The sequence below is a fragment of the Pseudoflavonifractor sp. SW1122 genome (genome assembly GCF_012027765.1).
In the GTDB taxonomy this organism is placed as follows: domain Bacteria; phylum Bacillota; class Clostridia; order Oscillospirales; family Oscillospiraceae; genus Enterenecus; species Enterenecus faecium.
Map to the genome: position 1 here is coordinate 1 of NZ_SJOS01000015.1, position 24,047 is coordinate 24,047.

A 24,047-nucleotide genomic window follows, 5' to 3' on the forward strand; every position below is an offset into this window, starting at 1 on the left:
CCTTCCCCGGCCCACTCCTGTGGGTCGGGGAAGTTTTTTCTTTTTCTCAATTACCGATTGACAAGGTAGGTAAAGAGGCGTATCATATAACCAACCAACTCAGTAGGTTTTAATTCGTTGCATCAGGAGGAATCCGTTATGGCACATATCTATACATCCGCCCATCAGCTCATCGGTCACACCCCGCTGTTGGAGCTGACCCACATTGAGGAAAAACTGGGCCTAAAGGCCAAGATTCTGGCCAAGTTGGAGCTATTCAACCCCGCCGGGTCGGTAAAGGACCGGGTGGCCCTGACCATGATTGAGGACGCCGAGGCCAGCGGGGCTTTGAAGCCCGACTCGGTGATCATCGAGCCCACCTCGGGCAACACCGGCATTGGACTGGCCGCTGTGGCCGCCGCCCGAGGCTATCGCATGATCGTGGTGATGCCCGACTCCATGTCCATGGAGCGCCGCCTGCTCATGACCGCCTACGGGGCCGAGCTGGTGCTCACCCCCGGGGCCAAGGGCATGGCCGGAGCCATTGCCAAGGCCGACGAACTGGCCGCCGAGATCCCCAACAGCTTCATCCCCGGCCAGTTTGTCAACCCCTCCAACCCCAAGGCCCACCGGGAGACCACCGGGCCGGAGATCTATGACGACACCGACGGAAACGTGGACATTTTTGTAGCTGGTGTGGGCACCGGCGGCACCATCACCGGAGTGGGCGAGTACTTGAAGTCCCGCAACCCCAAGGTGCAGGTGGTGGCGGTGGAGCCCTCCGACTCCCCCGTCCTCTCCGGCGGCAACCCTGGCCCCCACAAGCTCCAGGGCATCGGGGCGGGCTTTGTGCCCGAAGTGCTCAACACTCAGGTTTATGACGAGGTGTTCCCCGTCACCAGTGAGGAGGCCTACGCCGGCGGGCGGCTCATGGGCCGCAGCGAGGGCGTGCTGGTGGGCATCTCCTCCGGTGCCGCGCTCCACGCCGCCATTGAGGTGGCCAAGCGCCCGGAAAACGAGGGCAAGACCATTGTGGTGCTCCTCCCTGACACCGGGGACCGGTACCTGTCCACCCCCATGTTTACCGAATAAAGAGATAGGAAAGGAATCCTACCATGCAAATTTACGCTGATAACGCCGCCACCACTCGCCTGAGTGACACGGCGCTGAATGCCATGCTCCCCTATCTACAGGGTGAGTACGGCAACCCCTCCAGCCTCCACTCCGTGGGCCAGCGGGCCCAGGAGGCCCTCACCGAGGCCCGGGCTCGCATTGCCGCCCGCCTGGGCTGCCAGCCCACCGAGGTGATTTTCACTTCCGGGGGCAGCGAGGCGGACAACCAGGCCATCCGCTCTGCCGCCGCCTTTGGCAAGCTCAAGGGCAAGACCCACATCATCTCCACCGCCTTTGAGCACCACGCCGTCCTCCACACCCTGGAGGCCCTGGAGAAGGAGGGCTTTACCGTCACCCTGTTGGACGTCCATGAGGACGGCATGGTGTCCGCCCAGCAGGTGGAGGAGGCCATCACCGACGAGACTTGTCTGGTCACCATCATGTACGCCAACAACGAGATTGGCACGGTGCAGCCCATCGCCGAGATCGGCGAGGTGTGCCGCCGCCACGGGGTGCTCTTCCACACCGACGCCGTCCAGGCGGTGGGTCACCTGCCCGTGAACGTGGCGGAGCAGAACATTGACCTGCTGTCCCTGTCCGCCCACAAGTTCCACGGCCCCAAGGGCATCGGGGTGCTGTACGCCCGCCGTGGTGTGCCCATCTTCCCCCTCATCCATGGCGGCGCCCAGGAGCGCAATCGCCGGGGCGGCACCGAGAACATTCCCGCCATTGTGGGCATGGCCGCCGCTCTGGACGAGGCCTGCGACCATCTAGACGAGGACACCGCCAAACTCACCGCCCTGCGGGAGCGACTGATTGCGGGGCTGTCCAACATTCCCCACTCCGTGCTCAACGGCCACCGGGAGCACCGGCTGCCCGGCACCGTGAACTTCTGCTTTGAGGGCATCGAGGGGGAGTCTCTCCTGCTGCTGCTGGACGACAAGGGTGTATATGCCTCCTCCGGGTCCGCCTGCACCTCCGGCTCCCTGGACCCCAGCCACGTGCTGCTGGCCATTGGGCGGCCCCACGAGATCGCCCACGGCTCTCTGCGGCTGTCCCTCTCCCCGGACACCACTGAGGAAGAGGTGGACTATATGGTGGAGGCTGTCACCGAAGTGGTGGCCTATCTGCGCTCCATCTCCCCGGTGTGGCGCAACCTGGAAGCAGGCATTCAAGAATTTATTATCCAGTGAGGTATTTACTATGGCTTTATACAGTGAAAAGGTAATGGACCACTTCCGCAACCCCCGCAATGTGGGCTCCATGGAGAACCCCAGCGGCGTGGGCGAAGTGGGCAACGCCAAGTGCGGCGACATCATGCGCATCTACCTGAAAATTGAGAATGACATCATTGTGGACGTGAAGTTTGAGACCTTCGGCTGCGGCAGCGCCATTGCCTCCTCTTCCATGGCCACCGAACTCATCAAGGGCAAGCCCGTGTCCCAGGCCCTCACCCTCACCAACCAGGCGGTGGTGGAGGCTCTGGACGGACTGCCCGCCCAGAAGGTGCACTGCTCTGTGCTGGCCGAGGAGGCCATCAAGCTGGCCCTGAAGGACTACTACGACAAGAACGGCATCGAGTACGACCACAGCCAGTTCCCCTGTTGCGAGAGCTGCGGCCACTGCCACGCCCACTAAGGCCCCATGTTGGTATCCACCCGAGGCCGCTACGCCCTGCGGGTGATGGTGGACTTGGCCCAGCACCAGAGCCAGGGCCCCATTCCCATGAAGGATGTGGCGCAACGGCAGCAGATTTCCCTCAAATACCTGGAGAAAATCCTCCCGGTGCTGTCCAAAAATGGTTATATTGTGGGCACCCACGGCAAGGGGGGCGGCTATCAGCTCACCCGGGCCCCGGAGGAGTACCGGGTGGGGGATATTCTGCGGCTCACCGAGGGAGATTTGGCCCCGGTGGCCTGTCTGGAAGCGGGGGCGACCCCCTGCCAGCAGCGGGACACCTGCCCCACCCGCTCGATGTGGTGCGAGCTGGGGCGGCGGGTCAACGAGTACCTGGACAGCGTCACCCTGGCAGATTTGATGAAATAAACAGCTGCGGGGCAGAAGACCGTAAGTCTCTGCCCCGCAGCTGTTTTTAGTCGCTCACGATCATAACCACCAGCGTTCCCCGCTCCACCGTAATGCGGGCGGGGCCGCCCAAAAACTCGTTGCTCACCCCCAGGGGCACCTGGACGGTCATGGTGGCCCCGTGCAAGGGGTACTTCACCCCCTCCAGCGTCACCCCATGGGCGGGCTCGCCCAGGCAGAAGATGGACAGGGTGCGCCCCGTCTCCCCCTCCAGCTCCAGGGTGCCGTTGTGCACCGCCGTCACCGTCATGCCGGGACCCACCAGCATCCCCTGGCCTCCCTGCTCCACAAGGCCGCACAGCAGCTGCACGTTGGCCAGGGTGTGATCCAACCTTCCACCTAAGGAGCCGTAAATGTGGAAGGTTCGGTATCCCCGGCTCCATCCTTCGCTGAGGGCCAGGGCGGTGTCCGTGTCGTCCTTCTCCGCCGGGTGACGGACGATGTGGGGGTGGGGGGGCACATAGCCCAGGGAGTCAAAGTCCCCCACCACCAGGTCCGGGTCCACCCCATGGGCCTGCATCTGAGCATAGCCCCCATCGGCGGCAATGCTCAAATCCCCCGGCTGGATGTCCGGCCACTCTTTCCCGTACTCCCCCGAGGCAAAAATATAACAAATGGACATGGTTCTCTCCTCGTTTCTCATTCTTGACCCAGCTGTTCCAGCAGTACCCGCCGCACCGTCTGGGGGTCTGCCTTTCCCTGCAATTTCCGCATGGTCTGGCCTACCAGAAAGCCGAAGGCCTTTTCTTTCCCGCCCCGCCAGTCTGCCACCGACTGGGGGTTCTCCTCCAGCACCTGGGCCACGGTGTTCTCCACCAGTTCCACATCCTGCACCTGCTCCAGGCCGTGGGCAGCCACATAGGCATCTACATCTCCATCGGTGTCAAACACCGCTTCAAATACCTTCACTGCCGTGTTCCGGTTCAGCTTCCCCTCCCCCACCAACTGAATGAGCCGGGCCAAGGTCTTAGGGGTGATGGTCAGCCCCTCCGGGCTGAGGCTCCGGGCGGACAGGGCCCCCAGCACCTCCCCCATAATCCAATTGGCCCCCTGCTTGGGCGGTGTACCCAAAGCAATGAGTTCCTCAAAGAACCGGGCCAGGGACGGGTGGCTGGTGACCATCTGGCAGTCGTAGTCCGGCAGCTGGTACTGCTGGGCGTAGCGTCTCCGCTTGGCCTCCCCCAGCTCGGGCAGGTGGTCTCGGATGTCCTGGATGTACTCCTGGGACAACACCACCGGGGGCAAATCCGGCTCGGGAAAGTAGCGGTAGTCCCGGGCCTCCTCCTTGCTGCGCATGGAGAAGGTCTCCCCTTTCTCCTCGTCAAAGCGGCGGGTCTCCTGCACCACCCGCTCTCCCCGCTCCAAAAGGGCAATCTGTCGCTGGCTCTCATATTGAATGGCCCGGGCAATGGCCTTAAAGGAGCCCAGGTTCTTCATCTCGGTGCGGGTGCCCAGGGTGTGACCCCCCACCGGGCGCACGGACAGGTTTACATCGCACCGCAGGGAGCCCTCCTCCATCTTGCCGTCGGACACCCCCAGGTATTGCAGCCGCTCCCGCAGCAGCTCCAGATAGGCCACCACCTGCTCCGGGGTGCGAAAGTCCGGCTCGGTGACGATCTCCAGCAAAGGCACCCCGCAGCGGTTGAAGTCGCACAGGGTCTCCCCGGTGGCGGGGGCGTGGTACAGCTTCCCGGCGTCCTCCTCCATGTGGATTTCGTGTATGCCGATGGTGGTCCCCGCCACCTCCACCCGGCCACAAGTGCACAGGGGGGCGTACAGCTGGCTGATCTGGTACCCCTTGGGCAAATCCGGGTAAAAGTAGTTTTTCCGGTCAAAACGGCTCACCGGGGTGATGGAGCAGCCCAGGGCCAGCCCCACCTTCACCCCGTACTCCACCACCTTCTCATTGAGCACGGGCAACGCCCCGGGCAGACCCATACACACGGGGCAGCACTGGCGGTTGGGGGCAGCGCCAAAGGAAGTGGAACAGCCGCAGAAAATCTTACTCTCGGTGGACAGCTCCACATGGGTCTCCAGCCCCATGACAATCTCCCAGTTCATCGCCCTTCGCCCCCTCTCGGCACGCTTTTATGATGGTCCGTCTCCTGCTGGTAGGCATGAGCCACGCTCAGCAGCACCTGCTCCCCAAACCGAGGCCCCATGAGCTGGGCTCCCACGGGCAGCCCCTGCCCGTCCACCCCGCAGGGCATGGACAGGGCGGGCAGTCCCGCCAGATTGGCGGGGACGGTGTACAGGTCGGACAGATACATCTTCATGGGGTCTCTGAGGCTCTCCCCCAGTTTGGGTGCGGTGTTGGGGGTGACGGGGGTGAGGAGCACGTCACAGGCGGCAAATGCCCGCTCCAGGCCGACCTTCACCTGCTCCTTCACCGCCAACGCCTTTTTATAGTAGGCCTCGTAGTACCCAGCGCTGAGCACAAAGGTGCCCAGCAACATGCGCAGCTTGGCCTCTTTTCCAAAGCCCTGGCTGCGGGTGTTCTCATACATCTGGGTGAGATTTTTGTACTTTTCCGCCCGAAATCCGTACTTTACTCCGTCATACCGGGCCAAATTGGAGGAGGCCTCCGCCGAGGCCAGCACGTAATAGGCACCAATCACCTGTTTCAGCTCCGGGATGGACACCTCTGTGAGGACAGCCCCCCGGTGCTGAAGCACCTGGGCCACTTCTCTCACCCGCTGGGCAACACAGGGGTCCAGCCCCTCCCCAAAGCACTCCACAGGCAGGCCCACCCGCAGGCCCCGAATATCCCCGTTGAGGGAGGCCAGCAGCCCTCCATAGTTGCCGTCCACGGTGGTGCTGTCCCGGCGGTCCTTCCCCTGGATGAGGTCCAGCACAGCGGCGCAGTCGGCGGCGTCCCGGCACAGGGAGCCCACCTGGTCCAAGGAGGAGGCATAGGCCACCAGTCCATACCGGGACACCGTGCCGTAGGTGGGTTTTAGCCCGGTGAGACCGCAGTACCCGGCGGGCTGGCGGATGGAGCCTCCGGTGTCGCTCCCCAGGGCGTACCAGGCAAAGCCCGCCGCCACCCCGGCGGCGCAGCCCCCCGAGGACCCGCCGGGCACCCGGTTTTCATCCCATGGGTTGCGGGTGGGGCCGAAGTAGGAGGTCTCGGTGGTGGAGCCCATGGCAAACTCGTCCAGATTGCCCTTGCCCAGGCACACGCCCCCGGCATTTTGTACCTTCTCCACCACCGTGGCATCATAGGGGGGCATATAGCCCGCCAGCAGCTTGGAACCGCAGGTGGTTTTTACCCCCTGGGTACACAGGTTGTCTTTTAAGAGGAGAGGCACCCCGTACAGGGGAGATAGCCCCGGTTTCAGGCCCTTTTGAAGCACTTCCGCCCGCTCCATGGCCTGCTCTTCCAAAACCGTGATACAGCTGTTCAGGGACTTGTCCCTCTGGGCGATCTCCTCCAGGGCTGCCTTTGTGGCCTGGGGAATAGTCACGTCCCCCGCTGCAATGGCCCGGCCCAGCTCCAGGGCGGTGAGGTGGGTAAAGTTCATGCTTCGCCCCCCTCTCCCACGCTTCTGGGGGTCACCACATACCCGTCCCGCGTGAGGGGAGCCTGGGCCAGCAGCTTGTCCCGATCCAGGGAGGGCGCCACTCCGTCCGGGCGGAAGGGGACCGCACACGGGGTGTCCGGTTCCGCCCCCTCCTCCACCTGGGAAAGGGCCTGTAGATAGCCCACCATCTGCTCCAGCCGTCCGGCCAGCTCCCCCTCCTCCTCCGGGGTGAGGGAGAGCCGGGCCAGGTGGGAGAGCTTGCGCACCTGCTTGCTTGTCTCTTCCATGGGTGTCCCTCCAAAAAAGACGCCCCAAGCCGTGAAACAACCACAGCTGGGGCTTGTTTGGGATATTTTACACCCGACCTGTGGGCTTTGTCAATGCGCGGCCACACTCTAGTCAGGGGCGTCAGTTTATGGTACACTAGAGGCAAGAAGATCACCGGAGAGGAGCCGACTGTATGTTATCTTGGGAGCAGCTCAACGAGACCTGTCAAGCCTGCCGCCAGTGTCCCCTGGCGGAGACCCGCCACCATGTGGTGTTTGGGGTGGGCCCCCAAAACGCCCCCATTATGCTGGTGGGCGAGGGCCCGGGGGAGCAGGAGGACTTGCAGGGCATCCCCTTTGTGGGCCCGGCGGGTCAGCTGCTGGACGACATGCTCTCCCTCATCGGCCTGAGCCGGGAGAAAAACGTGTACATTGCCAACATCGTCAAGTGCCGCCCGCCCCACAACCGGGACCCGCTGCACACCGAGCAGGACGCCTGCATCGGCTACCTGCGCAACCAGGTGGCCCTGCTGCGCCCCAAGATCATCGTCTGTCTGGGCCGCATCGCCGCCCAGCGGCTCATTGACCCCGGCTACAAAATCACCCAGCAGCACGGCCAGTGGGTGGAGAAGGCCGGGGTGGCCATGACCGCCATCTACCACCCCGCCGCTCTGCTCCGGGACCCCTCCAAGAAGCCGGACACCTTCGGGGACCTGCGGGCCATCCGCTCCAAGGCCCGGCAGCTGTGCCCCCAGGTCTACTCCTCCTCCTCGCTCTGAGGCAGCAGGTTCATAATGGAGATCTCATAGGCGGTGCGGGTCTGGCGCTCCCCCTCCACCATCTTGTGGTATTGGCGGCTCTGGAGCCGCCCTTCCAGGCGCAGCCGGTCCCCCACTTCCATCTGGGCGCAGCGGTTTGCCACCGACCCCCAGGCGATGCAGGGTAAGTAGTCCGCCCGGCCATAGGGGCGGTTCACCGCCAGCAGCAGATCGCAGATCTCCCGGCCCAAGGGGGTACGGCGGGCCACCGGGGGCTTACACAGGGCGCCCGCCAGCAGCAGGTGGTTCTCCCCCTCCCGGCAGTGGGCCTGGAGCACCTCCCGCACCAGCATGGTGATGACCAGGCGGCTGCCCTGCCCCGAACGGTTGTTGTAGGAGCGCACCTCGCCCCCCACCTCCAGCCAGTTCCCCGGCTGCCACAGCTCGGCCTGGGGCTGGGACACCACCAGATTCACCACGTCCTCGGCTCCCGACAGGCGGGGCACCCGGAATGGCACCAGGTAGTAGTCCACCCCGTGGTTGTGGTGGGACAGCTTGGGAACGGCCAGAACTTCTCCCCGCAGCATCCCCTGATTTTCTCCTTTTACTTGGCTCATGACATCACACTCCATGGGTAAAATCTGTTGGAGTGTATGCGTCCGGGGGCCAGAGTATGACCGTTGACATTCCCAGACACGTCAGTATAATATATGGCATACCCCTATAAAGGAGGGCTGCATATGGAGGTACAACTGACACGCAAGCAGTTCCGACGCTTGCTGGACATGGTGTATATCGGCAACTGGGTGCTCAACTCCACCCGGGGCGACGACCGTTTTGAGGACTACGACCAGGTGGAAAGCCTGCTCTTTGCCCAGGCCGCCCGAGAGGGCATGGAGCCCTTGGCGGAGGTGTACCACGGCGAGATCGTACCCTCCAGGGCCTTTGCCGAGGGCGGAATCCACGAGGCCATCATGGAATATGAGAACAACGTGTTCTTCGACATTCTGGCCGAGGACCTGGCCCGGCGGGATATGAACTACGTGCCCATCGACGAGAGCAACCAGCAGGAGCTCATGGAGCGCATGGACGCCTATATCGACGAATTTGAGGCCCACGGCACCGAAAACATCACCATTGAACATTGAAAAACTTCCACAGTCCAGGGATGGGCTGTGGAAGTTTTTTAGCTTCTGGAGGAAGGCTACCCCCTCCTGGGCTCCCCCTCTGGGGCTACTCCGGCGGGGGCGGCGTTCCTGTCGCCGAAGGCCACCGCTGCACTCCTTGTTGCGCTGGGGTAGGGGCCGTGGCTTGCCCGGCCCGTGGGGGCCTTGACATTGCCCTTGGAAATTCAGAAGGTATACGTCACCCTACGCCCAACAACCCAACCAATGGGGCAATTCTGCCAAGCACACAACCGAGTACATCAGGGTCAAGTCCCCCAAGGAGTTGACGGAGGCGGTGGAGCAGGCCATGGAGGAGCTGATTCAAGCCCAGGCCAGTGAAATTCAATATTACTTAGACGAGTGAATAAATGGCAAGAGTGCGGGAGAAAGTCGAACTTCTTCCCGCACTCTTATTTTGTGTATACGTTTCAGCTTGTATCTGCCATATTAGTTCTCTTGCAGTTTTTCCAATGCTTTCAATATTTTTTTCACATCCCCATTTTCAGGATATTTCTGGCACAAGCTTTCTATTTTCGGTATGGTACTTTGCGCCTCCTGAGCAGTTTGCTTTACAGCTAGCACCCATAGTCCAACAGCATATGCAACTGTCATCTCCTCATTCCCGGAATACCGTTCCTGTAGTTCCCTTAACCGCTCTACGCTGGCTTCCGCTACATCTTGATCACAGGACAGGTTCACCAGCCCCTTGGCATACTCTAAGGCAATCTCCTCATTCCCGGAATACCGTTCCTGTAGTTCCCTTAACCGCTCTACGCTGGCTTCCGCTACATCTTGATCACAGGACAGGTTGAATAGCCCCCGGGCATACGCATGGGCAATCTCCTCATTCCCATAATACCGTTCCTGTAGTTCCCATAATCGCCCCATGGTGGTTTTTACTTCCTCTAACTCTTGCTTGGCGGTCAGGTTTGCCAGCCCCTGGGCATACGCAAGAGCAATCTCCTCATTCCCAAAATACCGCTCCTGTAGCTCCCTTAACCCCTCTACGCTGACTTCCACCTGCTCTAATGCTTGCTTGGCGGTCAGGTTCACCAGACCCTGGGCATATGCAAGGGCAATATCCTCATTCCCATAATACCGCTCCTGTAGTTCCTTTAACCGCTCTATAGTGGTTTCCGTTTCCTCTAACTCTTGCTTGTTGAGCAGGTTTACCAGCCCACTGGCATACGCATGGGCTATCTCCTGGTTCCCTGAATACTGCTCATACAACTCCGCTAACCGCTCTACCGTGACTTCCGCTTCCGCTACATCTTGATCACAGGACAGGTTGAATAGCCCCCGGGCATACCAGAGAGCAATCTCCTCATTCCCGGAATACCGTTCCTGTAGTTCCTTTAACCGCCCTACGACAGCTTCTGCTCCCTCCACTGGCTGCCTAGTCGTCAGGTTCACCAGCCCCTGAGCATACAACAGAGCATCTGTTACCTGATGACCATCCCTTTCCCACAAGGTTTTAAGTGCCTCAATGGCTGAGGAAGCATATGCGCTTGACTTCACTGCAACATTCACCAACATCATCCCATATCTTTTCACTGCATCCGCAGAAGGGCAGAGCATATAATCCCAAAATGCTTCCACATTCTCTAGTTTTTCGTGGTAATCCGAGTACATACGGAATAGGAACGCCACAAGTTTCCCCTTGGCCTGCCACCCATCTGGGAAAAGCAATTGCAACACTTCCTGCTTCTTTAGGTGCTGGAGTACAAAATATTCGCCCAACAGGTCCGGTTTCAGCCCTGCCAGTTCTGTCCCTTGGAGCAATCCCACCTGTTGAAGCAATTTTTTCTCCAATTTCGCACAATTAGATGCGTTTGCCTGGATCTGAAACTCGCTCCACAGCTTTGGGTATTCCTGGGCCACTTGCTCCGGGGTGATTCCATCCCAAATAGTTGCCACCAGACGCAACTGGCAAAATACTTCGGACAAGTCGTATAGTTTCGGTCCTAGTTTCTCCTCAAAATACTCATTTTCCCGTTGCAGCACATAGTCCAGTACCGCCTTCTGTCCCCACTTCTCTGGCTTTTCTCCATTGACCCATGCATCGGTGAGAAACATGGCATACAGGGGACGGCGCAGTCCGGGGTCCGTGGTTTTCAAGGTCTCCACCAGCTGTTGGGCTTGGGCTTCTGGCAAGCTCTTGCCCGCTGTGTCCGCATAGTCTTTCATAATGCGGAGAAGCGCCTCCTCCTGCAAGGGGAAAAGCTGTAAAAATGTCTCTTTCCAACAGGACTCTCGAATAGTTTTGGGTCGAAATACCTCCGCACTTAATCCACTTCCCCAGGAACTACTATCCAGAGTTTCGCCGTCCCGCTCCAACAGGAGCAGCCGCACCGGGACCAGATGATCCCGCTTGTCCAGTTTCTCGATCCAGCAGCCCAGATGCCCCAAATAGGCCTGGGCATAGTCCACCACCACCAGGGTTTTGGTGGGGATGGGCAGGGTGTCCAAGTGGTCCATATGGGTGGAATTGAGCCAGAGTACATTCCATTTAGCGCGCTCCATCTCCTGCCCAAACTCGTACACTAAACGGCTTTTCCCTGCGCCGCCTGCTCCGGTCACCGCCCACCAGCGAAAGGCCACATTCTCCTGTCCGCAGAATTCCCGCAACTGCTCCAGCTCCTTCCGTCTGCCGTGGAAGGAGACCGCCCCACTTTTGTAGTGGAAGCGGCTGCTGGGGCTCTGGTTGGTCAGTGCTCCCACATGGGTGGGCAGGGCCTGATAGGCGGTGGGATTATGGTCTTCCAGCAGCTTCTCCAGGATGACCCGCACCGCCTCATGCCGCCCCTTGGGATAAAACAGGGCTTGAATCCCCCACTGGTCCCTCAACTGCCTGGCCCGTGCGGCGGCATCCCTCACATCTTCGCACTCCAAAATGGCGTAGTGGGTCACCCCAGGATGCAGCTGCACCACGCCCTGCAACAGGTTTAAATATTCGTCCGCTTTCAGGCTACAGCCCAAAAACAGCAGCATTTTTCCCGAAAACCACGCCTGTAGATTGGTTACCATGGGAGTTCCCGGCTGATAGGCCTCCTGATACTGCCGCTTTCCAAAGATGATGGAGGAATACTCCAGGGTTTCGCTTCCGATGTCCCCGTGGAGCTTCAACAGGCCGTGGCGCTCTCCCTGCCGCAATTGGTCTTGCAACTCCTGGCGGTTGGGCAAAATTTTCGTGTCAAACTGACACCCTTGCATGTGGTACACCGTCTCCAGCACCCGGTCAAAGTTGGTGGTCACCGCAGGTTTCCCCGGAAACAGCAGCGGCAGAAGCCAGACGCTCTGATGGGGCAACTTTTCCTTGTGCTCCTGGATTTTAGCAGCGGAAAACAGCTCCAGCAGATGATCTGCCATTCCTCTGGGCCCCCAGTAATCCTCCAGGGCCTGTGCCGCCTCCAGCAGCTGGGGATTTTCCCCCTCTACCATATCTAAAATATCGCTTTTTGTCTCCGGTACTGCCACCTGTTCCGCCAGTTCCTTCAGTGCACTGGGCCACAGGGGATAGCAGGGCACAGACAAGCCCGCCCCCACAAAGGGAATCAGTTTGCCACAGTCCCGTTTGATATGGTCATAAACCATTGGATTATCGGGATAGCAGTTCATAATTTGTGTAAATGTGATGGCTGCCATAGCTCGGTCTCCCCTCGTCTGTGTTCTGGCCGTTCGTGTGTTTCATCCATTTTACACCATGGCCATCCCACACGCAAGGTTTGACAAAAAAGAATGCGGAAGGTCCTACAGAAGACCTTCCGCATTTCATTTTTTGATTTTTTATTTCTTCTTCCGCTTCTTCTCAAAGAAGTCCCGCACCGGGGTTGCCGGAGCGGGGGACCCTTCCCCCATAGTGCGGGCGTACTCCTTCAGAGCGTCCCGCTGCTCATTGGTGAGGTTGGTGGGCACCTGTACTTTGATGAGCAGGTACTGGTCGCCCCGGCCCCGTCCGTGGACGTTGGGCACACCCTTACCCCGCAGGCGGATGGTGGTGCCGGGCTGGGTCCCGGCGGGCAAGTTGTACTTGACCTTGCCGTCAATGGTGTCGATCTGCAGCTCGGCACCCAGAGCGGCCTGGGTGAAGCTCACCTTCTGCTCCAGATACAGGTCGTACCCGTCCCGCTGGAAGCGGGGGTCGGGAATCACCGAGATGTTCACCAGCAGGTCCCCGGCGGGTCCGCCGTTGAGGCCCTCGTTGCCCTGGCCACGCATGGAGATGGACTGGCCATCGTCGATGCCGGCGGGAATCTTCACCTTGATCTTGCGGGGGCGGCGCACCTGGCCGTCTCCATGACAGTCGGGACAGGGCTGGTGGATAATCTTACCGGTGCCCCGGCACTTGGAACAGGGGGCGGTGGTGGTGAAAGCGAAGCCGCCCGCTCCACGCTGGATGCGCACCTGTCCGGTGCCGTGGCAGTCGGGGCAGATCTCCGCGGTGGTGCCGCTGGCACAGCCCGAGCCGTGGCAGGTGGTGCAGTTTTCGGTGCGGTTGAGGCTGATCTCCTTCTCCACGCCCCGCATGGCCTCCTCAAAGGTGATGGTCATGTTCACCCGCAGAGAAGCCCCCCGCTTGGGGGCGTTGGGGTTGGCCTGGCGCTGACCGCCGCCAAACCCGCCAAAGCCGCCGCCGAAGAAGGAGCCGAAGATGTCGCCCAGGTCCACGTCGCCCATGTCGAACCCACCGAAGCCGCCGCCTCCAAAGCCACCGGCTCCGAAGTTGGGATCTACCCCGGCGTGACCGAACTGGTCGTACTTGGCCCGCTTATCCTTGTCGGACAGCACCTCATAGGCCTCGTTGACCTCCTTGAACTTCTGCTCTGCCTCTGCATTGCCCGGGTTCAGGTCAGGGTGATACTGCTTGGCCAGCTTGCGGTAGGCCTTTTTCAATTCATCGTCCGAGGCGGTCTTGGACACGCCCAGGACCTCATAATAGTCACGTTTTTGTTCTGCCATTGTATGTCGTCACCTCACTGGGCAGGATAAATAAACCTGCCACAAGCGGGGTGGTTTGATGCACCCCGCTTGTGAAACCCGGTCAATTACTTACTTGTTGTTGTCGTCGTCCACGACCTCGTAGTCGGCGTCCACCACGTTGTCGTCGCCGCCGTTGTTGGCGGCGCCAGTGGCACCGCCAGCAGCGCCGCCCATGTCGGGGCCGGGCTGAGCGCCAGCCTGGCTGTACAGCTTCTCGCTGACGGCGTAGAAGGCGCGGGTCAACGCCTCGGTGGCGTTCTTGATGGCCTGGGTGTCGGTGCCCTTCAGGGCCTCCTTCACCTTGTTCAGCTCGCCCTCGATGTTGGCCTTGTCGCCAGCATCCAGCTTGTCGCCCATCTCCTCCAGGGTCTTCTCGGTCTGGTAGACCATCTGGTCGGCCTGGTTGCGGGTGTCCACTTCCTCCTTGCGGCGGGCGTCCTCAGCAGCGAACTGCTCGGCCTCCCGCACGGCCTTCTCCACGTCCTCCTTGGACATGTTGGTGGAGGAGGTGATGGTGATGTTCTGCTCCTTGCCGGTGCCCATATCCTTGGCGGTGACGTTGACGATGCCGTTGGCGTCGATGTCGAAGGTCACCTCGATCTGAGGCACGCCGCGGCGGGCGGGAGCGATGCCGTCCAGGTGGAAGCGGCCCAGAGTCTTGTTGTACTGCGCCATCTCACGCTCGCCCTGGAGCACGTGGACCTCCACGGAGGTCTGGTTGTCGGCAGCGGTGGTGAAGATCTGGCTCTTCTTGGCGGGGATGGTGGTGTTGCGCTCGATGAGCTTGGTCATCACGCCGCCCATGGTCTCAATGCCCAGGGACAGGGGGGTGACGTCCAGCAGCAGCAGGCCCTTGACGTCGCCCACCAGCACGCCGCCCTGGATGGCAGCGCCCATGGCCACGCACTCGTCGGGGTTGATGCCCTTGAAGCCCTCCAGGCCGGTGATCTTCTTCACGGCCTCCTGGACAGCGGGGATACGGCTGGAGCCGCCCACCAGCAGCACCTTGTGCAGGTCGCTGGACTTCAGGCCGGCGTCGTTCATGGCCTGGCGCACGGGGCCGGTGGTGGCCTCCACCAGGTGAGCGGTCAGCTCATTGAACTTGGCACGGGTCAGAGTCAGCTCCAGGTGCTTGGGGCCAGTGGCGTCAGCGGTGATATAGGGCAGGTTGATGGAAGTGGAAGTGACGCCGGACAGCTCGATCTTGGCCTTCTCGGCGGCCTCCTTCAGGCGCTGCATGGCGACCTTGTCGCCGGTGAGGTCGATGCCCTCGGCCTTCTTGAACTCAGCGGCCATCCAGTCCATGATGCACTTATCGAAGTCGTCGCCGCCCAGACGGTTGTTACCGGCAGTGGCCAGCACCTCGATGACGCCGTCGCCCACCTCCAGCACGGACACGTCGAAGGTGCCGCCGCCCAGGTCGTAGACCATGATCTTCTGGTCACTCTCCTTATCCACACCGTAGGCCAGAGCGGCAGCGGTGGGCTCGTTGATGATACGCTTGACCTCCAGGCCGGCAATCTTACCGGCGTCCTTGGTGGCCTGACGCTGAGCGTCGGTGAAGTAGGCGGGGACGGTGATGACGGCCTCGGTGACGGTCTGGCCCAGGTAAGCCTCGGCGTCCGCCTTCAGCTTTTGCAGGATCATGGCGCTGATCTCCTGGGGGGTGTACTTCTTGCCGTCAATGTTCACCTTGTAGTCGGAACCCATCTCACGCTTGATGGAGATCACGGTGCGGTCGGGGTTGGTGATGGCCTGGCGCTTAGCCACCTGGCCCACCATGCGCTCGCCGTCCTTGGAGAAGGCCACCACGGAAGGAGTGGTGCGGTTGCCTTCGGCGTTGGGGATGACGACGGCCTCGCCGCCCTCCATGACGGACACACAAGAGTTAGTCGTACCAAGGTCGATACCAATAATCTTAGACATAATAATTCCTCCTAAATATATGGCAAATATGTTTTTACAAAGGGTAATATATGAATCAGTTGGCCACTTTTACCATGGCAAACCGAATGACCTTATCCCCGCAGGTAAAGCCCTGCTGGAACACTTCCACCACCGTGTTCTCCTCGGCGGCGTCGTCCTCCACATGCATCACGGCATTGTGGCGGTTGGGGTCGAAGGTCTCGCCCAAAGCGGGAATCAGCTCCACGCCCAGGCCACTGAGGGCATCTTGAAGACCCTTCATGGTCATCTCCACGCCCTTGGCGTAGGCCTCGTCGGTGGTCTGCTGCTTCAAAGCCCGCTCCAGGTTATCGTACACCGGCAGGAAGGCGGCCACGGTCTGGGCCTTGGCATTGGTCCAGGCGCTCTCCTTTTCCTTGGCGGTGCGCTTGCGGTAGTTGTCGTACTCGGCGGCCAGGCGCAGGTATTTCTCCTCGGCCTGGGCCAGCTTCTCGTCCACCTGGGGAGCCGCTTCTGCCTGGGCCTCCTGCTGAGGCTCGGCGGTGGTCTCTTCCACCTCTTGCTCCAGGTTTTCGGTGGATTCGGTATTCATTGTCTTTTCATCCATGGGGTACTATTCCTCCTTTTCGCCAATGGCTGGGGGAAGTCCGCCCTGCCCTCCAAAGAGCTTGGACAGGCCGTCTGCCACGTAGGACAGCTTGGCGGCCACCTTGGCGTAGTCCATGCGGGTGGGCCCCACCACACCGATGACGCCTTTCATGCCGTCTCCGATGTCGTAGCTGGCCAGCACCACGCTGGTATCCTTTAATTCATCGGCCACGTTCTCGGGCCCAATGAGGATTTTGGTGTTGTCTTCACTGAGGGCGGGCAGGTCCAGCACGTTGGCCAGGGACTGCTCCTCGTTGAGGTAGCTCATGAGCTTCTGGGCTTTGTCCACGTCCCGGTATTCCGGGTGGTCTAAAATGTGGCTGGTTCCGGCGGTGTACACCGGGCCGTGCTCCAGGGCGTCCAGCACCTCCATGGCAAAGGACACCACCAGGGAGATGAGGCCGTAGGCGCTGCCGGCCGCATGTTCCGCCACCCGCATCAGTTCGGGGGTCAGCTCCTCCAGGCTCTTGCCCACAAAGGAGGCGTTGAGCAGGGTGGTGAGCATTTGCAGCTGGGGCTGGGACAGGTCGGTGGGCAGGCGGATGAGCTTGTTTTTCACCACATTGCTGTCCGTCATCACCACCACGATGAACGAGTTGGTGTCCACCATGATGAGGTCATAGCGTCGAATGGTGGTGCGCCGCCGTTCCCCCGCCAAGGCAAAGGCGGGATAGTTGGTCAGCTGGGACACCATGCGCCCGGCCTGGTCGATGACCTTGTCCAGCTCCTGCATTTTCAAATGCAGGGCATCGTTGATCTGCTTCGTCTCCTCCAGGCTCAGCCGCTGTTCCTCCATCAGCTCGTTGACGTACAGCCGATATCCCTTGGGGGACGGCACCCGTCCGGCGGAGGTGTGGGGCTGCTCCAGATACCCCATCTCGGTGAGGTCGGAGAGTTCATTTCGAATGGTGGCGGAGGATACCTTTAAATCCGCCAGTTCCAAAATCGCCTTGGAGCCCACCGGCTCGGCGGTACGGATATAGCTTTCCACCACAGCCCGCAAAATTTTCTTTTTTCGTTCTGTCAGGTCCAAGCGGCATCCTCCTGTTCTCTCGTATTAGCACTCACTATCCCCGAGTGCTAAAGATACTGTACCACCACCCCCGTGAATTGTCAATAGTTCAGTTGTAAATTAAATGTGAATGGAAATGGGGGATAAAACACACAAGGTTTTTTGCAGTATTCCCGGCCGATTGCTAACCGTTCCCGGAAGAGCGGGGTAATTTCACATTTGAGTCTTTTCATCGGCGGCCATTCGTAGTAAAATATGTATATCTATGTCTATGTTCACCTAGGAGGTCAACCGCTATGGAGCTTTTCACCGCTGCCACCGCCACGTCCTCCGCCTCTCCCAACCTGTTTGAGCGAATACAGCAGGGTTGGGACAGCGCGGTCACCGGGGTTGGCTGGTTCTTCACCAATCTCTCCCCCGCCTTTGTGTTTGCACTGATGGGGATGGCCATTGTGGTGGCCTTTTTCGTGTATTACTGGTACTGCCTCAAGCCCCGGGCCAACTCTCTGGAGTGGATTGCCATGTCCGAGGCCCAGTCCCGGCGCAAGTCCATGAGTCTCACCCTGCCCTACACCCCCATGGAGCGGTGCGACTGGATTCCCCTGGTGTTGGTGACGGTAATCTACGCCATCACCGCCTTCTTCCAGCTGGGCAGTATGTCCGCCCCAGAGTCCTACGTGAAGTTCCAGCAGGGGGACTCCTACACCTTCTCCTTCTCCCAGCCGGTGAAGGTGGATGAGATCTCCTTCTACACCTCTCTGGGCACTGGCACCTACCGTCTGGAGTACACCAACAACGGCTCGGACTGGAAGTGGGTGGACCTGGACCAGAACTACGCCACCTTATTTAAATGGGAGACGGTGGACTTAAACCAGATTCCCGAGGGCATGGACGTGCCCCCGGTGACTCTGGAGGCCACCACCTTCCGCATCACCGCTACCACCGCTGACCGGACAGAAGGCGTGTGGCTGGCCGAGCTGGCCCTGTGGAGTGACGGCGAGCCTCTCACCCCCGACCACGTGGACGTGGGGGCCGAGGCCCTGTTTGACGAGCCGGAGGAGTGGACCACCAAGCAGACCTATATGAACTCCTCCTACTTTGACGAAATCTACCACCCCCGCACCGCCCTGGAGCATCTGAACAACATCTATCCCTATGAGGTCTCCCACCCGCCCCTGGGCAAGCTCATCATGTCCCTTGGCATCGCCCTCTTCGGCATGGTGCCCTTTGGCTGGCGGTTTATGGGTACCCTGTTCGGGGTACTCATGCTGCCCATCCTCTATGTGTTCCTGAAAAACTTCTTTGGCAAGACCCCGGTGGCCTTCTGCGGCACCTGTCTCTTCGCCTTTGACTTCATGCACCTGGTACAGACGCGCATCGGCACCATAGACACCTACGGGGTGTTCTTCATCCTGGTGTCCTACTACTTTATGTACCGCTGGCTGTGCTGCCCCGTGGGCTCTTCCCTGCGGAAAACCGCCGTGCCTCTGTTCCTGTGCGGACTGTTCTGGGGCATCGGCTGCGCCTGCAAGTGGACGGTGATCTACGCCGGGGCCGGTCTGGCGGTGATGTGGCTGCTGGGCCTGGTGTTCCGGTACCGGGAGTGGAAGCTGGACCCCCAGGGCTTCGACTTCATCAGCTTCGTGCTGAGCACCACCTCCCTGTCCATCATCTTCTTTGTGCTCCTGCCCTCGGTGATCTACACCGCCTCCTACATCCCCTACGCCACCGCCCAGGGCAATCTCACCCTGGATAACCTTCTGAATGTGATGTGGAGCAACCAGGAGTTCATGCTCTCCTACCACCAGGGCGTCCACTCCACCCACCCCTACCAGTCCAGTTGGTACCAGTGGATTTTTGACGCCCGGCCCATTCTGTACTATCGGGACCTGGATTTGGCCAACACCGAGGGGGTCAAGAGTCTGTTTGCCTCCTTTAACAATCCCCTGGTGTCCTGGGCAGGCCTGCTGGCCTTCTTCGCCGTGCTCATCCAGACCATCCGCCGCAAATGTGGACGGGGACTGTTCATCCTCATCGCCATTCTCTCTCAGTTCCTGCCCTGGCTGCCCATTGGCCGCACCCTGTTTGCCTATCACTACTTCCCCACCATTCTGTTCCTGGTCTTTGCCATCGCCTACCTGATGAACGACATGCTGGACCGGCACAAGAAGGGGGCCACCCTGGCCGTCTACGGCTTCACTGGGTGCACTGTGGCAGTGTACGCCATCTTCTACCCCGCCCTCACCGGACTGTATATCCCGCTGTGGTACAGCGAGGTGTTCCTGCGTTGGTTCCCCAGCTGGCCTCTATAATCCAAAGAAGTCCAAGGACTTCTTTGGAGAAGGTTTTGCATGGCGGATGTGGCTCGATTTCTTACGAAAAAGTCACCCCATCCGCCATGAGAAGTGTTATTTTCCCGGCACATGTCCGTGAAAATAACGTGATTCCGATTCTTTTCCCGCCTGCGGGCGGGAAAACTCTGCGAGGCTGATTCCCTGTGTATCTCTGTGATTGCCATACCCACACCCGTATTTCCTTTGACAGCACCGCTTCCCTGTCTGACATGATGGCCGCCGCCGTACAGGCGGGGGTCCAGGAGCTGTGCATCACCGACCACTGCGACCTGCTGGACGGGGACGGCAAGCCCACCCTCACCTTCCCCTGGCAGGAGGCTCTGGACCAGTACCACGGCCGGGGGGACGCTCCCCTCACCGTGCGCCTGGGGCTGGAGCTGGGCTCCGCCCCCTATAATCCCCAGGCTGCCCGGGCCATTCTGGCCCAGGCCGGGGAGGAACTGGACTTTGTGCTGGGCTCCCTCCACAACTGGATTGGGGCACAGAACAACCAGGATTTCTACTTTACCAACTTCACCGCTGACCCCGGCCTGTGCCGTCAGGCGGTGGAAAACGCCCTCAGCCATACCTGGGAGCTGGTGAAGGAGCACCCGGATTGCTACGACTCCCTGGCCCACATCAACTATCCTCTGCGCTACATGGCCCGGGACGGACAGCACCTGACCCTGGAGCCCTTCCGGGACCAGGTGGAGGAGATCTTCCGCCAAGTAGCCGCCAGCGGCCACGCCCTGGAGGTAAACACCTGCCGGGGCATGTCCCTGGAGGAGTGGCTGCCTCTGCTGCGCTGGTTCAAGGACTGCGGGGGCGAGTATGTCACCGTGGGGTCGGACGCCCACCAGCCCGAGCACATGGCCCTGGGGATTCCCGAGGCCCTGGAGCTGCTGCGGGAGGCCGGGTTCTCCCACGTCACCACCTACCAGGGCCGCCGCCCTGTCTGTCACAAACTTTAAGGAAAAGGAGTCCTGAACATGAAAATTTCCATTGGCAGTGACCACGGCGCCTTCGCCATGAAAGAGCACCTCAAGCAGTACCTGACCGAACAGGGCCACCAGGTGGTGGACTGCGGCACCTACTCCACCGACAGCTGCGACTACGCCGATTTTGCCAAGGCTGCCGCCCAGCTGGTGGCCAGCGGCGACTGTGACCGGGGCATCGTGATGTGCACCACCGGCATCGGCATCTCCATCGCCGCCAACAAGGTCCGGGGCATCCGGTGCGCGCTGTGCAGCGAGCCCTATTCCGCCGAGATGACCCGCCGCCACAACGACGCCAACATGCTGGCCATGGGCGGCGCTCTCATCGGCCCCAACATGGCCGACCGCATTGTGGACGTGTTCCTCAATACCGAGTTTGAGGGCGGCCGCCATGCGCGCCGTGTGGGTAAGATCATGGCCATTGAAAACGAGGCCTAATTCCCCAAACCATCAAAAAGAGGTGTGAGCTTGGCCCACACCTCTTTCTTTTATTTATGCCATTTGGCTGCCACATACAGGGGTACGAATAGTCCACCCAGCATCACCACCAGCAGGACATACTGTTCCACTTGGGCCCAGAGCTGGCCTTTCTCATGGTTGACTCTTGGTCAAACTGATGCGCAGAATATCCCTCAAGTACGTGGTATCAAACACAGATGCCTCCATCACCTTGAGAAATGTCTGGGTCGGTACCGCCGCCCAATTCACTTCATACCCATTCAGAGCATACAGCTGTCGCATAAATTCCCGTATAGAACGTCCATTTCCTTCCCGGAAGGGGTGGATATAATTCAGCTCTGCAAAATAGTAGGCGCTGCGGTCTACCAATGCCTCAAAGGACAGATTTTGGAGATAATCTTCCTCTGCCAATTCTTCCAGCAGCTTGGACAGCTTTGCTTTTATCTCTCCATGGGTTAAAAATCGGGTATTCCCTTTCATAATGTCTTCCCGACGAAAGTGCCCGGCAAAGGGATAGACATCTCCCAACAGATACCGATGAATCCGGCACAGATGGTTGGGGGAAAAGCGTCCCTGAATGGGATGGGTCAACAGATCACTTTGGCGAACCGCTGAAATATCCGCCTCCAATTTTTTCAGCGTTTCCATATCTCTCAAACCAAAGCGATTTTTCAATACGCTGGTGCCCCGATAGCAGTATATCGACCCTGCAACGGCATAGACGTCGTATTTTCCAAAGCCCTTATCCATGGGCACGCATCCGCTTGACGCCGTAGTCCTTCAACAGTGCGGATACCGCAGCATCCGCACTGACGGTTCCTTTCGTCACCTTCCGGCATAGGCCAACCGCCTTTTCGCTAGGGGTCAATTTCTCAATGGCATGGGTGGTCAAAACATATTCCATTCTCCGTGTTTCCTTGCTGTTCATACCGCCCGCCTCCTTTGCGCTTTGGTAATAGTATACCTGATTTATAGGAAAAACACAATCCCAGAACAGAGCTCATGCCTGTTTCTCAATCTCTCCTAGGATGTTCTCATACCGTGTTTTTGCCGACAGATACCCGCCAAAATACCGCCGCCAGAGTTCCCGGCGCTCCTCCCAGGTTTTCACCTGCTGTTGCAGTCCCTCCACATATTCCAACACCTTGCGGTGATACACCATCTCATAGGTGTGCCGGGCCTTTTCCGGTGTGATGTGGAACTCCCTGCCGATGGCCCGAAAGCTGGCGTTCTCCTCTTCCCGCATGGTGACCATGCGGGAAATCTCCTCTTCTCCCAGCTTCATCGGACAGGGCGGCAGTTTCTCTAACATCTCCTGGGGTGTCCCCGGCTCCCCCGCCCGATACGCCTCCAAAATCTCCCCATAGGTCTTGTCCAGATACCCACAGGCATAGGGATAATTTTGATAGCAATCCATGGCTGTGGAAAACACATTCCGCACCTGTGCGGTGTTGTCGTGGCCCAGGGCAATGGCGATGTGGCGAAGGTACAAGCGCACCTGTCGCACCTTCATTTTGGTGTACTGCTGCCGGACACGGGCGGGAGAAACACCCAATTGGCTGGCAATGGCGGTAAAACTCTGGTCTTGCTGCTCCCGGAGCAGCAAGATCTGATAGCCTGTTTTGTCCTCCTGTAAGGTGCTGTATGGTATATCTGTCATCGGCATATTACCGCCCTCCCGCAACGATTACCTGTAATACAGGTATTTATAATATCATATACAAGTATTCTTTACAACACTCTGCGGTAAAATTTATTCGGGAGTGTGGTAATATGCTGCGATTAAAGCAACTGCGTGAGGAACGTCATCTCAGCCAAGCAGGGCTGGCTCTAAACCTCAATCTGTCTCAATCTACCGTCAGCGCCTACGAAGTGGGGGATCGGACCCCAGATTTGGAAACCCTCGTGGCGATTGCTCAATTTTTCGGCGTATCTCTGGACTATTTGGCCGGACTCACTGAGCAAAAGCGTCTCATGGCACAGAGCGATTTGACCCCGGAGGAGCTGGCACACCTGTATGCCTACCGCCAGTTGAATAGCCGCCAACAAGAGCGGGTGGAGGCTTATATGGATGGTCTGCGGGACAGAGGTTAATTTTTAACGCATAAAGGGGGAAGCAGGTGCTTCCTCCTTTTTCTCTTTCCCTGCCCCCGGGCCGGAGAGATTGACCGTCTAACCTCACAGTCTCAGGCTTGCCAGCCTGGTGGGGACGCTCCCCGCTGGGGGTTCCTTTCTGCTGCCAGAAAGGAACCAAAGACCACCAAAGGCGGGGCCTTCCCCCGCCTTGTGGAATCCACCCCGCGGTACTGGGTGGAGCGTGCACCTTTCTCTTCTCGGCCCTGGACTGGTCCATGTCACATAGATGGCTTTCCGTTCTATGGTTTCCACCTACTCCTCTGCTTGTGCATCCTTCTACCGCCAGGGCCTTATCCTGGTGAGCCGCTGTTCCCAGCGGTCGGTGGCCTGGCTTCCGGCGGCGGGAACGCCGCTTCTCCAAGGTAGGCCCGGCTGTGGAAACCATCCAGCCATAGGGCCAGCTGCCCAGGGTGGCCTGGTGTGGAGGCAGTAGCAGGAGCCACAGCAAGGGTGACGGGCCGAATCCAGTCTTGACGCAGGCCCAGCCTCGTACCCCAGGGAGGTCCTTAGGGGGGAACGCCCTAAGCGATTCTTTCCCCAATTTCTCATCGGGGAGAAATCGGGCCCAGCGGAGCGTCCCTGGCGGGGGCGCTGGTCTGCACACGAGAAATCGGAGAAGCAAAAGTCCTTCATCCGCCCCGTGTCTTAGTTCTCCCCCTTCCTCTTCAAACGAAAAGCAACCATTTTC

General features: G+C 59.7%; 23 protein-coding genes. 10 read left to right on the forward strand and 13 right to left on the reverse strand.

Annotation, left to right across the window (positions count from 1 at the left end; translation table 11 throughout):
* Positions 1–138: 138 nt before the first annotated feature.
* Genes cysK through E0L15_RS05300 form a run of 4 tightly spaced genes read left to right on the forward strand, consistent with a single transcriptional unit; the run spans position 139 to position 3,138 of the window.
* Complete coding sequence (gene cysK, locus E0L15_RS05285; protein ID WP_168124796.1) at positions 139–1,071, forward strand: cysteine synthase A; 933 nt, start codon at positions 139–141, stop codon at positions 1,069–1,071.
* A gap of 23 nt (positions 1,072–1,094) precedes the next feature.
* Positions 1,095–2,285, forward strand: a complete 1,191-nt coding sequence (nifS, locus tag E0L15_RS05290) for a cysteine desulfurase NifS (protein WP_168124797.1) — start codon at positions 1,095–1,097, stop codon at positions 2,283–2,285.
* A 10-nt stretch (positions 2,286–2,295) separates the two neighbouring features.
* Complete coding sequence (gene nifU / locus E0L15_RS05295) at positions 2,296–2,730, forward strand: Fe-S cluster assembly scaffold protein NifU (protein WP_168124798.1); 435 nt, start codon at positions 2,296–2,298, stop codon at positions 2,728–2,730.
* A gap of 6 nt (positions 2,731–2,736) precedes the next feature.
* Entirely contained in the window at positions 2,737–3,138 is a 402-nt protein-coding gene (locus E0L15_RS05300; protein ID WP_168124799.1) for an Rrf2 family transcriptional regulator, read from the forward strand.
* A gap of 46 nt (positions 3,139–3,184) precedes the next feature.
* Here E0L15_RS05300 and E0L15_RS05305 read toward each other — a convergent pair whose 3' ends face one another.
* The 4 genes from E0L15_RS05305 to gatC are packed head-to-tail and all read right to left on the reverse strand — an operon-like array spanning position 3,185 to position 6,988.
* A complete protein-coding gene (locus tag E0L15_RS05305) occupies positions 3,185–3,799 on the reverse strand; it encodes a thiamine diphosphokinase (protein ID WP_168124800.1) in 615 nt (204 codons plus the stop codon).
* 17 nt (positions 3,800–3,816) lie between these two features.
* The gene (gene gatB, locus E0L15_RS05310; RefSeq protein WP_168124801.1) at positions 3,817–5,238 is read right to left on the reverse strand and encodes an Asp-tRNA(Asn)/Glu-tRNA(Gln) amidotransferase subunit GatB; all 1,422 of its coding nucleotides are present in this window, start codon (positions 5,236–5,238) and stop codon (positions 3,817–3,819) included.
* The gene (gene gatA / locus E0L15_RS05315; protein WP_168124802.1) at positions 5,235–6,701 is read right to left on the reverse strand and encodes an Asp-tRNA(Asn)/Glu-tRNA(Gln) amidotransferase subunit GatA; all 1,467 of its coding nucleotides are present in this window, start codon (positions 6,699–6,701) and stop codon (positions 5,235–5,237) included. Before gatA ends, gatB begins: the two co-directional genes overlap by 4 nt.
* Complete coding sequence (gene gatC / locus E0L15_RS05320; RefSeq protein WP_168124803.1) at positions 6,698–6,988, reverse strand: Asp-tRNA(Asn)/Glu-tRNA(Gln) amidotransferase subunit GatC; 291 nt, start codon at positions 6,986–6,988, stop codon at positions 6,698–6,700. Before gatC ends, gatA begins: the two co-directional genes overlap by 4 nt.
* Positions 6,989–7,161: 173 nt before the next feature.
* Here gatC and E0L15_RS05325 point away from each other — a divergent pair, with 173 nt between their 5' ends.
* Positions 7,162–7,746 (forward strand): uracil-DNA glycosylase, encoded by a 585-nt coding sequence (locus tag E0L15_RS05325; protein ID WP_168124804.1) that lies wholly within the window; start codon positions 7,162–7,164, stop codon positions 7,744–7,746.
* On the opposite strand, the gene E0L15_RS05330 is transcribed toward E0L15_RS05325, so the two are convergent.
* Entirely contained in the window at positions 7,725–8,342 is a 618-nt protein-coding gene (locus E0L15_RS05330) for a single-stranded DNA-binding protein (protein WP_168124805.1), read from the reverse strand. The genes E0L15_RS05325 and E0L15_RS05330 overlap by 22 nt on opposite strands.
* A gap of 123 nt (positions 8,343–8,465) precedes the next feature.
* Here E0L15_RS05330 and E0L15_RS05335 point away from each other — a divergent pair, with 123 nt between their 5' ends.
* Positions 8,466–8,873, forward strand: coding sequence for a hypothetical protein (locus E0L15_RS05335; protein WP_087233495.1), 408 nt, complete (start codon positions 8,466–8,468; stop codon positions 8,871–8,873).
* Positions 8,874–9,338: 465 nt separating this feature from the next.
* On the opposite strand, the gene E0L15_RS05340 is transcribed toward E0L15_RS05335, so the two are convergent.
* The 5 genes from E0L15_RS05340 to hrcA form a co-directional block, all read right to left on the reverse strand.
* Positions 9,339–12,536 (reverse strand): SIR2 family protein, encoded by a 3,198-nt coding sequence (locus E0L15_RS05340; protein ID WP_168124806.1) that lies wholly within the window; start codon positions 12,534–12,536, stop codon positions 9,339–9,341.
* A 141-nt stretch (positions 12,537–12,677) separates the two neighbouring features.
* Positions 12,678–13,850, reverse strand: coding sequence for a molecular chaperone DnaJ (gene dnaJ, locus E0L15_RS05345; RefSeq protein ID WP_168124807.1), 1,173 nt, complete (start codon positions 13,848–13,850; stop codon positions 12,678–12,680).
* Positions 13,851–13,940: 90 nt separating this feature from the next.
* Entirely contained in the window at positions 13,941–15,797 is a 1,857-nt protein-coding gene (gene dnaK, locus E0L15_RS05350; RefSeq protein WP_168124808.1) for a molecular chaperone DnaK, read from the reverse strand.
* A gap of 55 nt (positions 15,798–15,852) precedes the next feature.
* A complete protein-coding gene (grpE, locus tag E0L15_RS05355; protein WP_168124809.1) occupies positions 15,853–16,383 on the reverse strand; it encodes a nucleotide exchange factor GrpE in 531 nt (176 codons plus the stop codon).
* A gap of 6 nt (positions 16,384–16,389) precedes the next feature.
* Positions 16,390–17,457, reverse strand: coding sequence for a heat-inducible transcriptional repressor HrcA (gene hrcA / locus E0L15_RS05360; RefSeq protein WP_168124810.1), 1,068 nt, complete (start codon positions 17,455–17,457; stop codon positions 16,390–16,392).
* A 275-nt stretch (positions 17,458–17,732) separates the two neighbouring features.
* Between hrcA and E0L15_RS05365 the strand changes: the two genes are divergently transcribed.
* The 3 genes from E0L15_RS05365 (at position 17,733) to rpiB (ending at position 21,202) form a co-directional block, all read left to right on the forward strand.
* Complete coding sequence (locus tag E0L15_RS05365) at positions 17,733–19,748, forward strand: glycosyltransferase family 39 protein (RefSeq protein WP_168124811.1); 2,016 nt, start codon at positions 17,733–17,735, stop codon at positions 19,746–19,748.
* 185 nt (positions 19,749–19,933) lie between these two features.
* Positions 19,934–20,740, forward strand: coding sequence for a PHP domain-containing protein (locus E0L15_RS05370; protein ID WP_168124812.1), 807 nt, complete (start codon positions 19,934–19,936; stop codon positions 20,738–20,740).
* A gap of 18 nt (positions 20,741–20,758) precedes the next feature.
* Positions 20,759–21,202 (forward strand): ribose 5-phosphate isomerase B, encoded by a 444-nt coding sequence (rpiB, locus tag E0L15_RS05375; RefSeq protein WP_168124813.1) that lies wholly within the window; start codon positions 20,759–20,761, stop codon positions 21,200–21,202.
* A 153-nt stretch (positions 21,203–21,355) separates the two neighbouring features.
* Here rpiB and E0L15_RS05380 read toward each other — a convergent pair whose 3' ends face one another.
* The 3 genes from E0L15_RS05380 to E0L15_RS05390 form a co-directional block, all read right to left on the reverse strand.
* The gene (locus E0L15_RS05380) at positions 21,356–21,973 is read right to left on the reverse strand and encodes a Fic family protein (protein ID WP_168124814.1); all 618 of its coding nucleotides are present in this window, start codon (positions 21,971–21,973) and stop codon (positions 21,356–21,358) included.
* Complete coding sequence (locus E0L15_RS05385) at positions 21,966–22,151, reverse strand: hypothetical protein (RefSeq protein ID WP_168124815.1); 186 nt, start codon at positions 22,149–22,151, stop codon at positions 21,966–21,968. The genes E0L15_RS05380 and E0L15_RS05385 overlap by 8 nt, the downstream gene beginning before the upstream one ends.
* A 72-nt stretch (positions 22,152–22,223) precedes the next feature.
* On the reverse strand, positions 22,224–22,889 hold the full coding sequence (locus E0L15_RS05390) for an AsnC family protein (protein ID WP_168124816.1): 666 nt from the start codon (positions 22,887–22,889) through the stop codon (positions 22,224–22,226).
* 107 nt (positions 22,890–22,996) lie between these two features.
* On the opposite strand from E0L15_RS05390, the gene E0L15_RS05395 reads away from it, so the two are divergent.
* Positions 22,997–23,317 carry a helix-turn-helix transcriptional regulator gene (locus E0L15_RS05395; RefSeq protein WP_168124817.1) on the forward strand — a complete coding sequence of 107 codons (321 nt, stop codon included), beginning with the start codon at positions 22,997–22,999 and terminating at the stop codon, positions 23,315–23,317.
* Positions 23,318–24,047 lie beyond the last annotated feature (730 nt).

What these genes read in the sequence shown, in the direction of transcription:
- cysK (WP_168124796.1), top strand. Translation starts at nt 139, where the DNA reads ATGGCACATATCTATACATCCGCCCATCAGCTCATCGGTCACACCCCG.
- nifS (WP_168124797.1), top strand. Translation starts at nt 1,095, where the DNA reads ATGCAAATTTACGCTGATAACGCCGCCACCACTCGCCTGAGTGACACG.
- nifU (WP_168124798.1), top strand. Translation starts at nt 2,296, where the DNA reads ATGGCTTTATACAGTGAAAAGGTAATGGACCACTTCCGCAACCCCCGC.
- E0L15_RS05300 (WP_168124799.1), top strand. Translation starts at nt 2,737, where the DNA reads ATGTTGGTATCCACCCGAGGCCGCTACGCCCTGCGGGTGATGGTGGAC.
- E0L15_RS05305 (WP_168124800.1), bottom strand. Translation starts at nt 3,799, where the DNA reads ATGTCCATTTGTTATATTTTTGCCTCGGGGGAGTACGGGAAAGAGTGG.
- gatB (WP_168124801.1), bottom strand. Translation starts at nt 5,238, where the DNA reads ATGAACTGGGAGATTGTCATGGGGCTGGAGACCCATGTGGAGCTGTCC.
- gatA (WP_168124802.1), bottom strand. Translation starts at nt 6,701, where the DNA reads ATGAACTTTACCCACCTCACCGCCCTGGAGCTGGGCCGGGCCATTGCA.
- gatC (WP_168124803.1), bottom strand. Translation starts at nt 6,988, where the DNA reads ATGGAAGAGACAAGCAAGCAGGTGCGCAAGCTCTCCCACCTGGCCCGG.
- E0L15_RS05325 (WP_168124804.1), top strand. Translation starts at nt 7,162, where the DNA reads ATGTTATCTTGGGAGCAGCTCAACGAGACCTGTCAAGCCTGCCGCCAG.
- E0L15_RS05330 (WP_168124805.1), bottom strand. Translation starts at nt 8,342, where the DNA reads ATGAGCCAAGTAAAAGGAGAAAATCAGGGGATGCTGCGGGGAGAAGTT.
- E0L15_RS05335 (WP_087233495.1), top strand. Translation starts at nt 8,466, where the DNA reads ATGGAGGTACAACTGACACGCAAGCAGTTCCGACGCTTGCTGGACATG.
- E0L15_RS05340 (WP_168124806.1), bottom strand. Translation starts at nt 12,536, where the DNA reads ATGGCAGCCATCACATTTACACAAATTATGAACTGCTATCCCGATAAT.
- dnaJ (WP_168124807.1), bottom strand. Translation starts at nt 13,850, where the DNA reads ATGGCAGAACAAAAACGTGACTATTATGAGGTCCTGGGCGTGTCCAAG.
- dnaK (WP_168124808.1), bottom strand. Translation starts at nt 15,797, where the DNA reads ATGTCTAAGATTATTGGTATCGACCTTGGTACGACTAACTCTTGTGTG.
- grpE (WP_168124809.1), bottom strand. Translation starts at nt 16,383, where the DNA reads ATGGATGAAAAGACAATGAATACCGAATCCACCGAAAACCTGGAGCAA.
- E0L15_RS05365 (WP_168124811.1), top strand. Translation starts at nt 17,733, where the DNA reads ATGGAGCTTTTCACCGCTGCCACCGCCACGTCCTCCGCCTCTCCCAAC.
- rpiB (WP_168124813.1), top strand. Translation starts at nt 20,759, where the DNA reads ATGAAAATTTCCATTGGCAGTGACCACGGCGCCTTCGCCATGAAAGAG.
- E0L15_RS05380 (WP_168124814.1), bottom strand. Translation starts at nt 21,973, where the DNA reads ATGGATAAGGGCTTTGGAAAATACGACGTCTATGCCGTTGCAGGGTCG.
- E0L15_RS05385 (WP_168124815.1), bottom strand. Translation starts at nt 22,151, where the DNA reads ATGAACAGCAAGGAAACACGGAGAATGGAATATGTTTTGACCACCCAT.
- E0L15_RS05390 (WP_168124816.1), bottom strand. Translation starts at nt 22,889, where the DNA reads ATGCCGATGACAGATATACCATACAGCACCTTACAGGAGGACAAAACA.
- E0L15_RS05395 (WP_168124817.1), top strand. Translation starts at nt 22,997, where the DNA reads ATGCTGCGATTAAAGCAACTGCGTGAGGAACGTCATCTCAGCCAAGCA.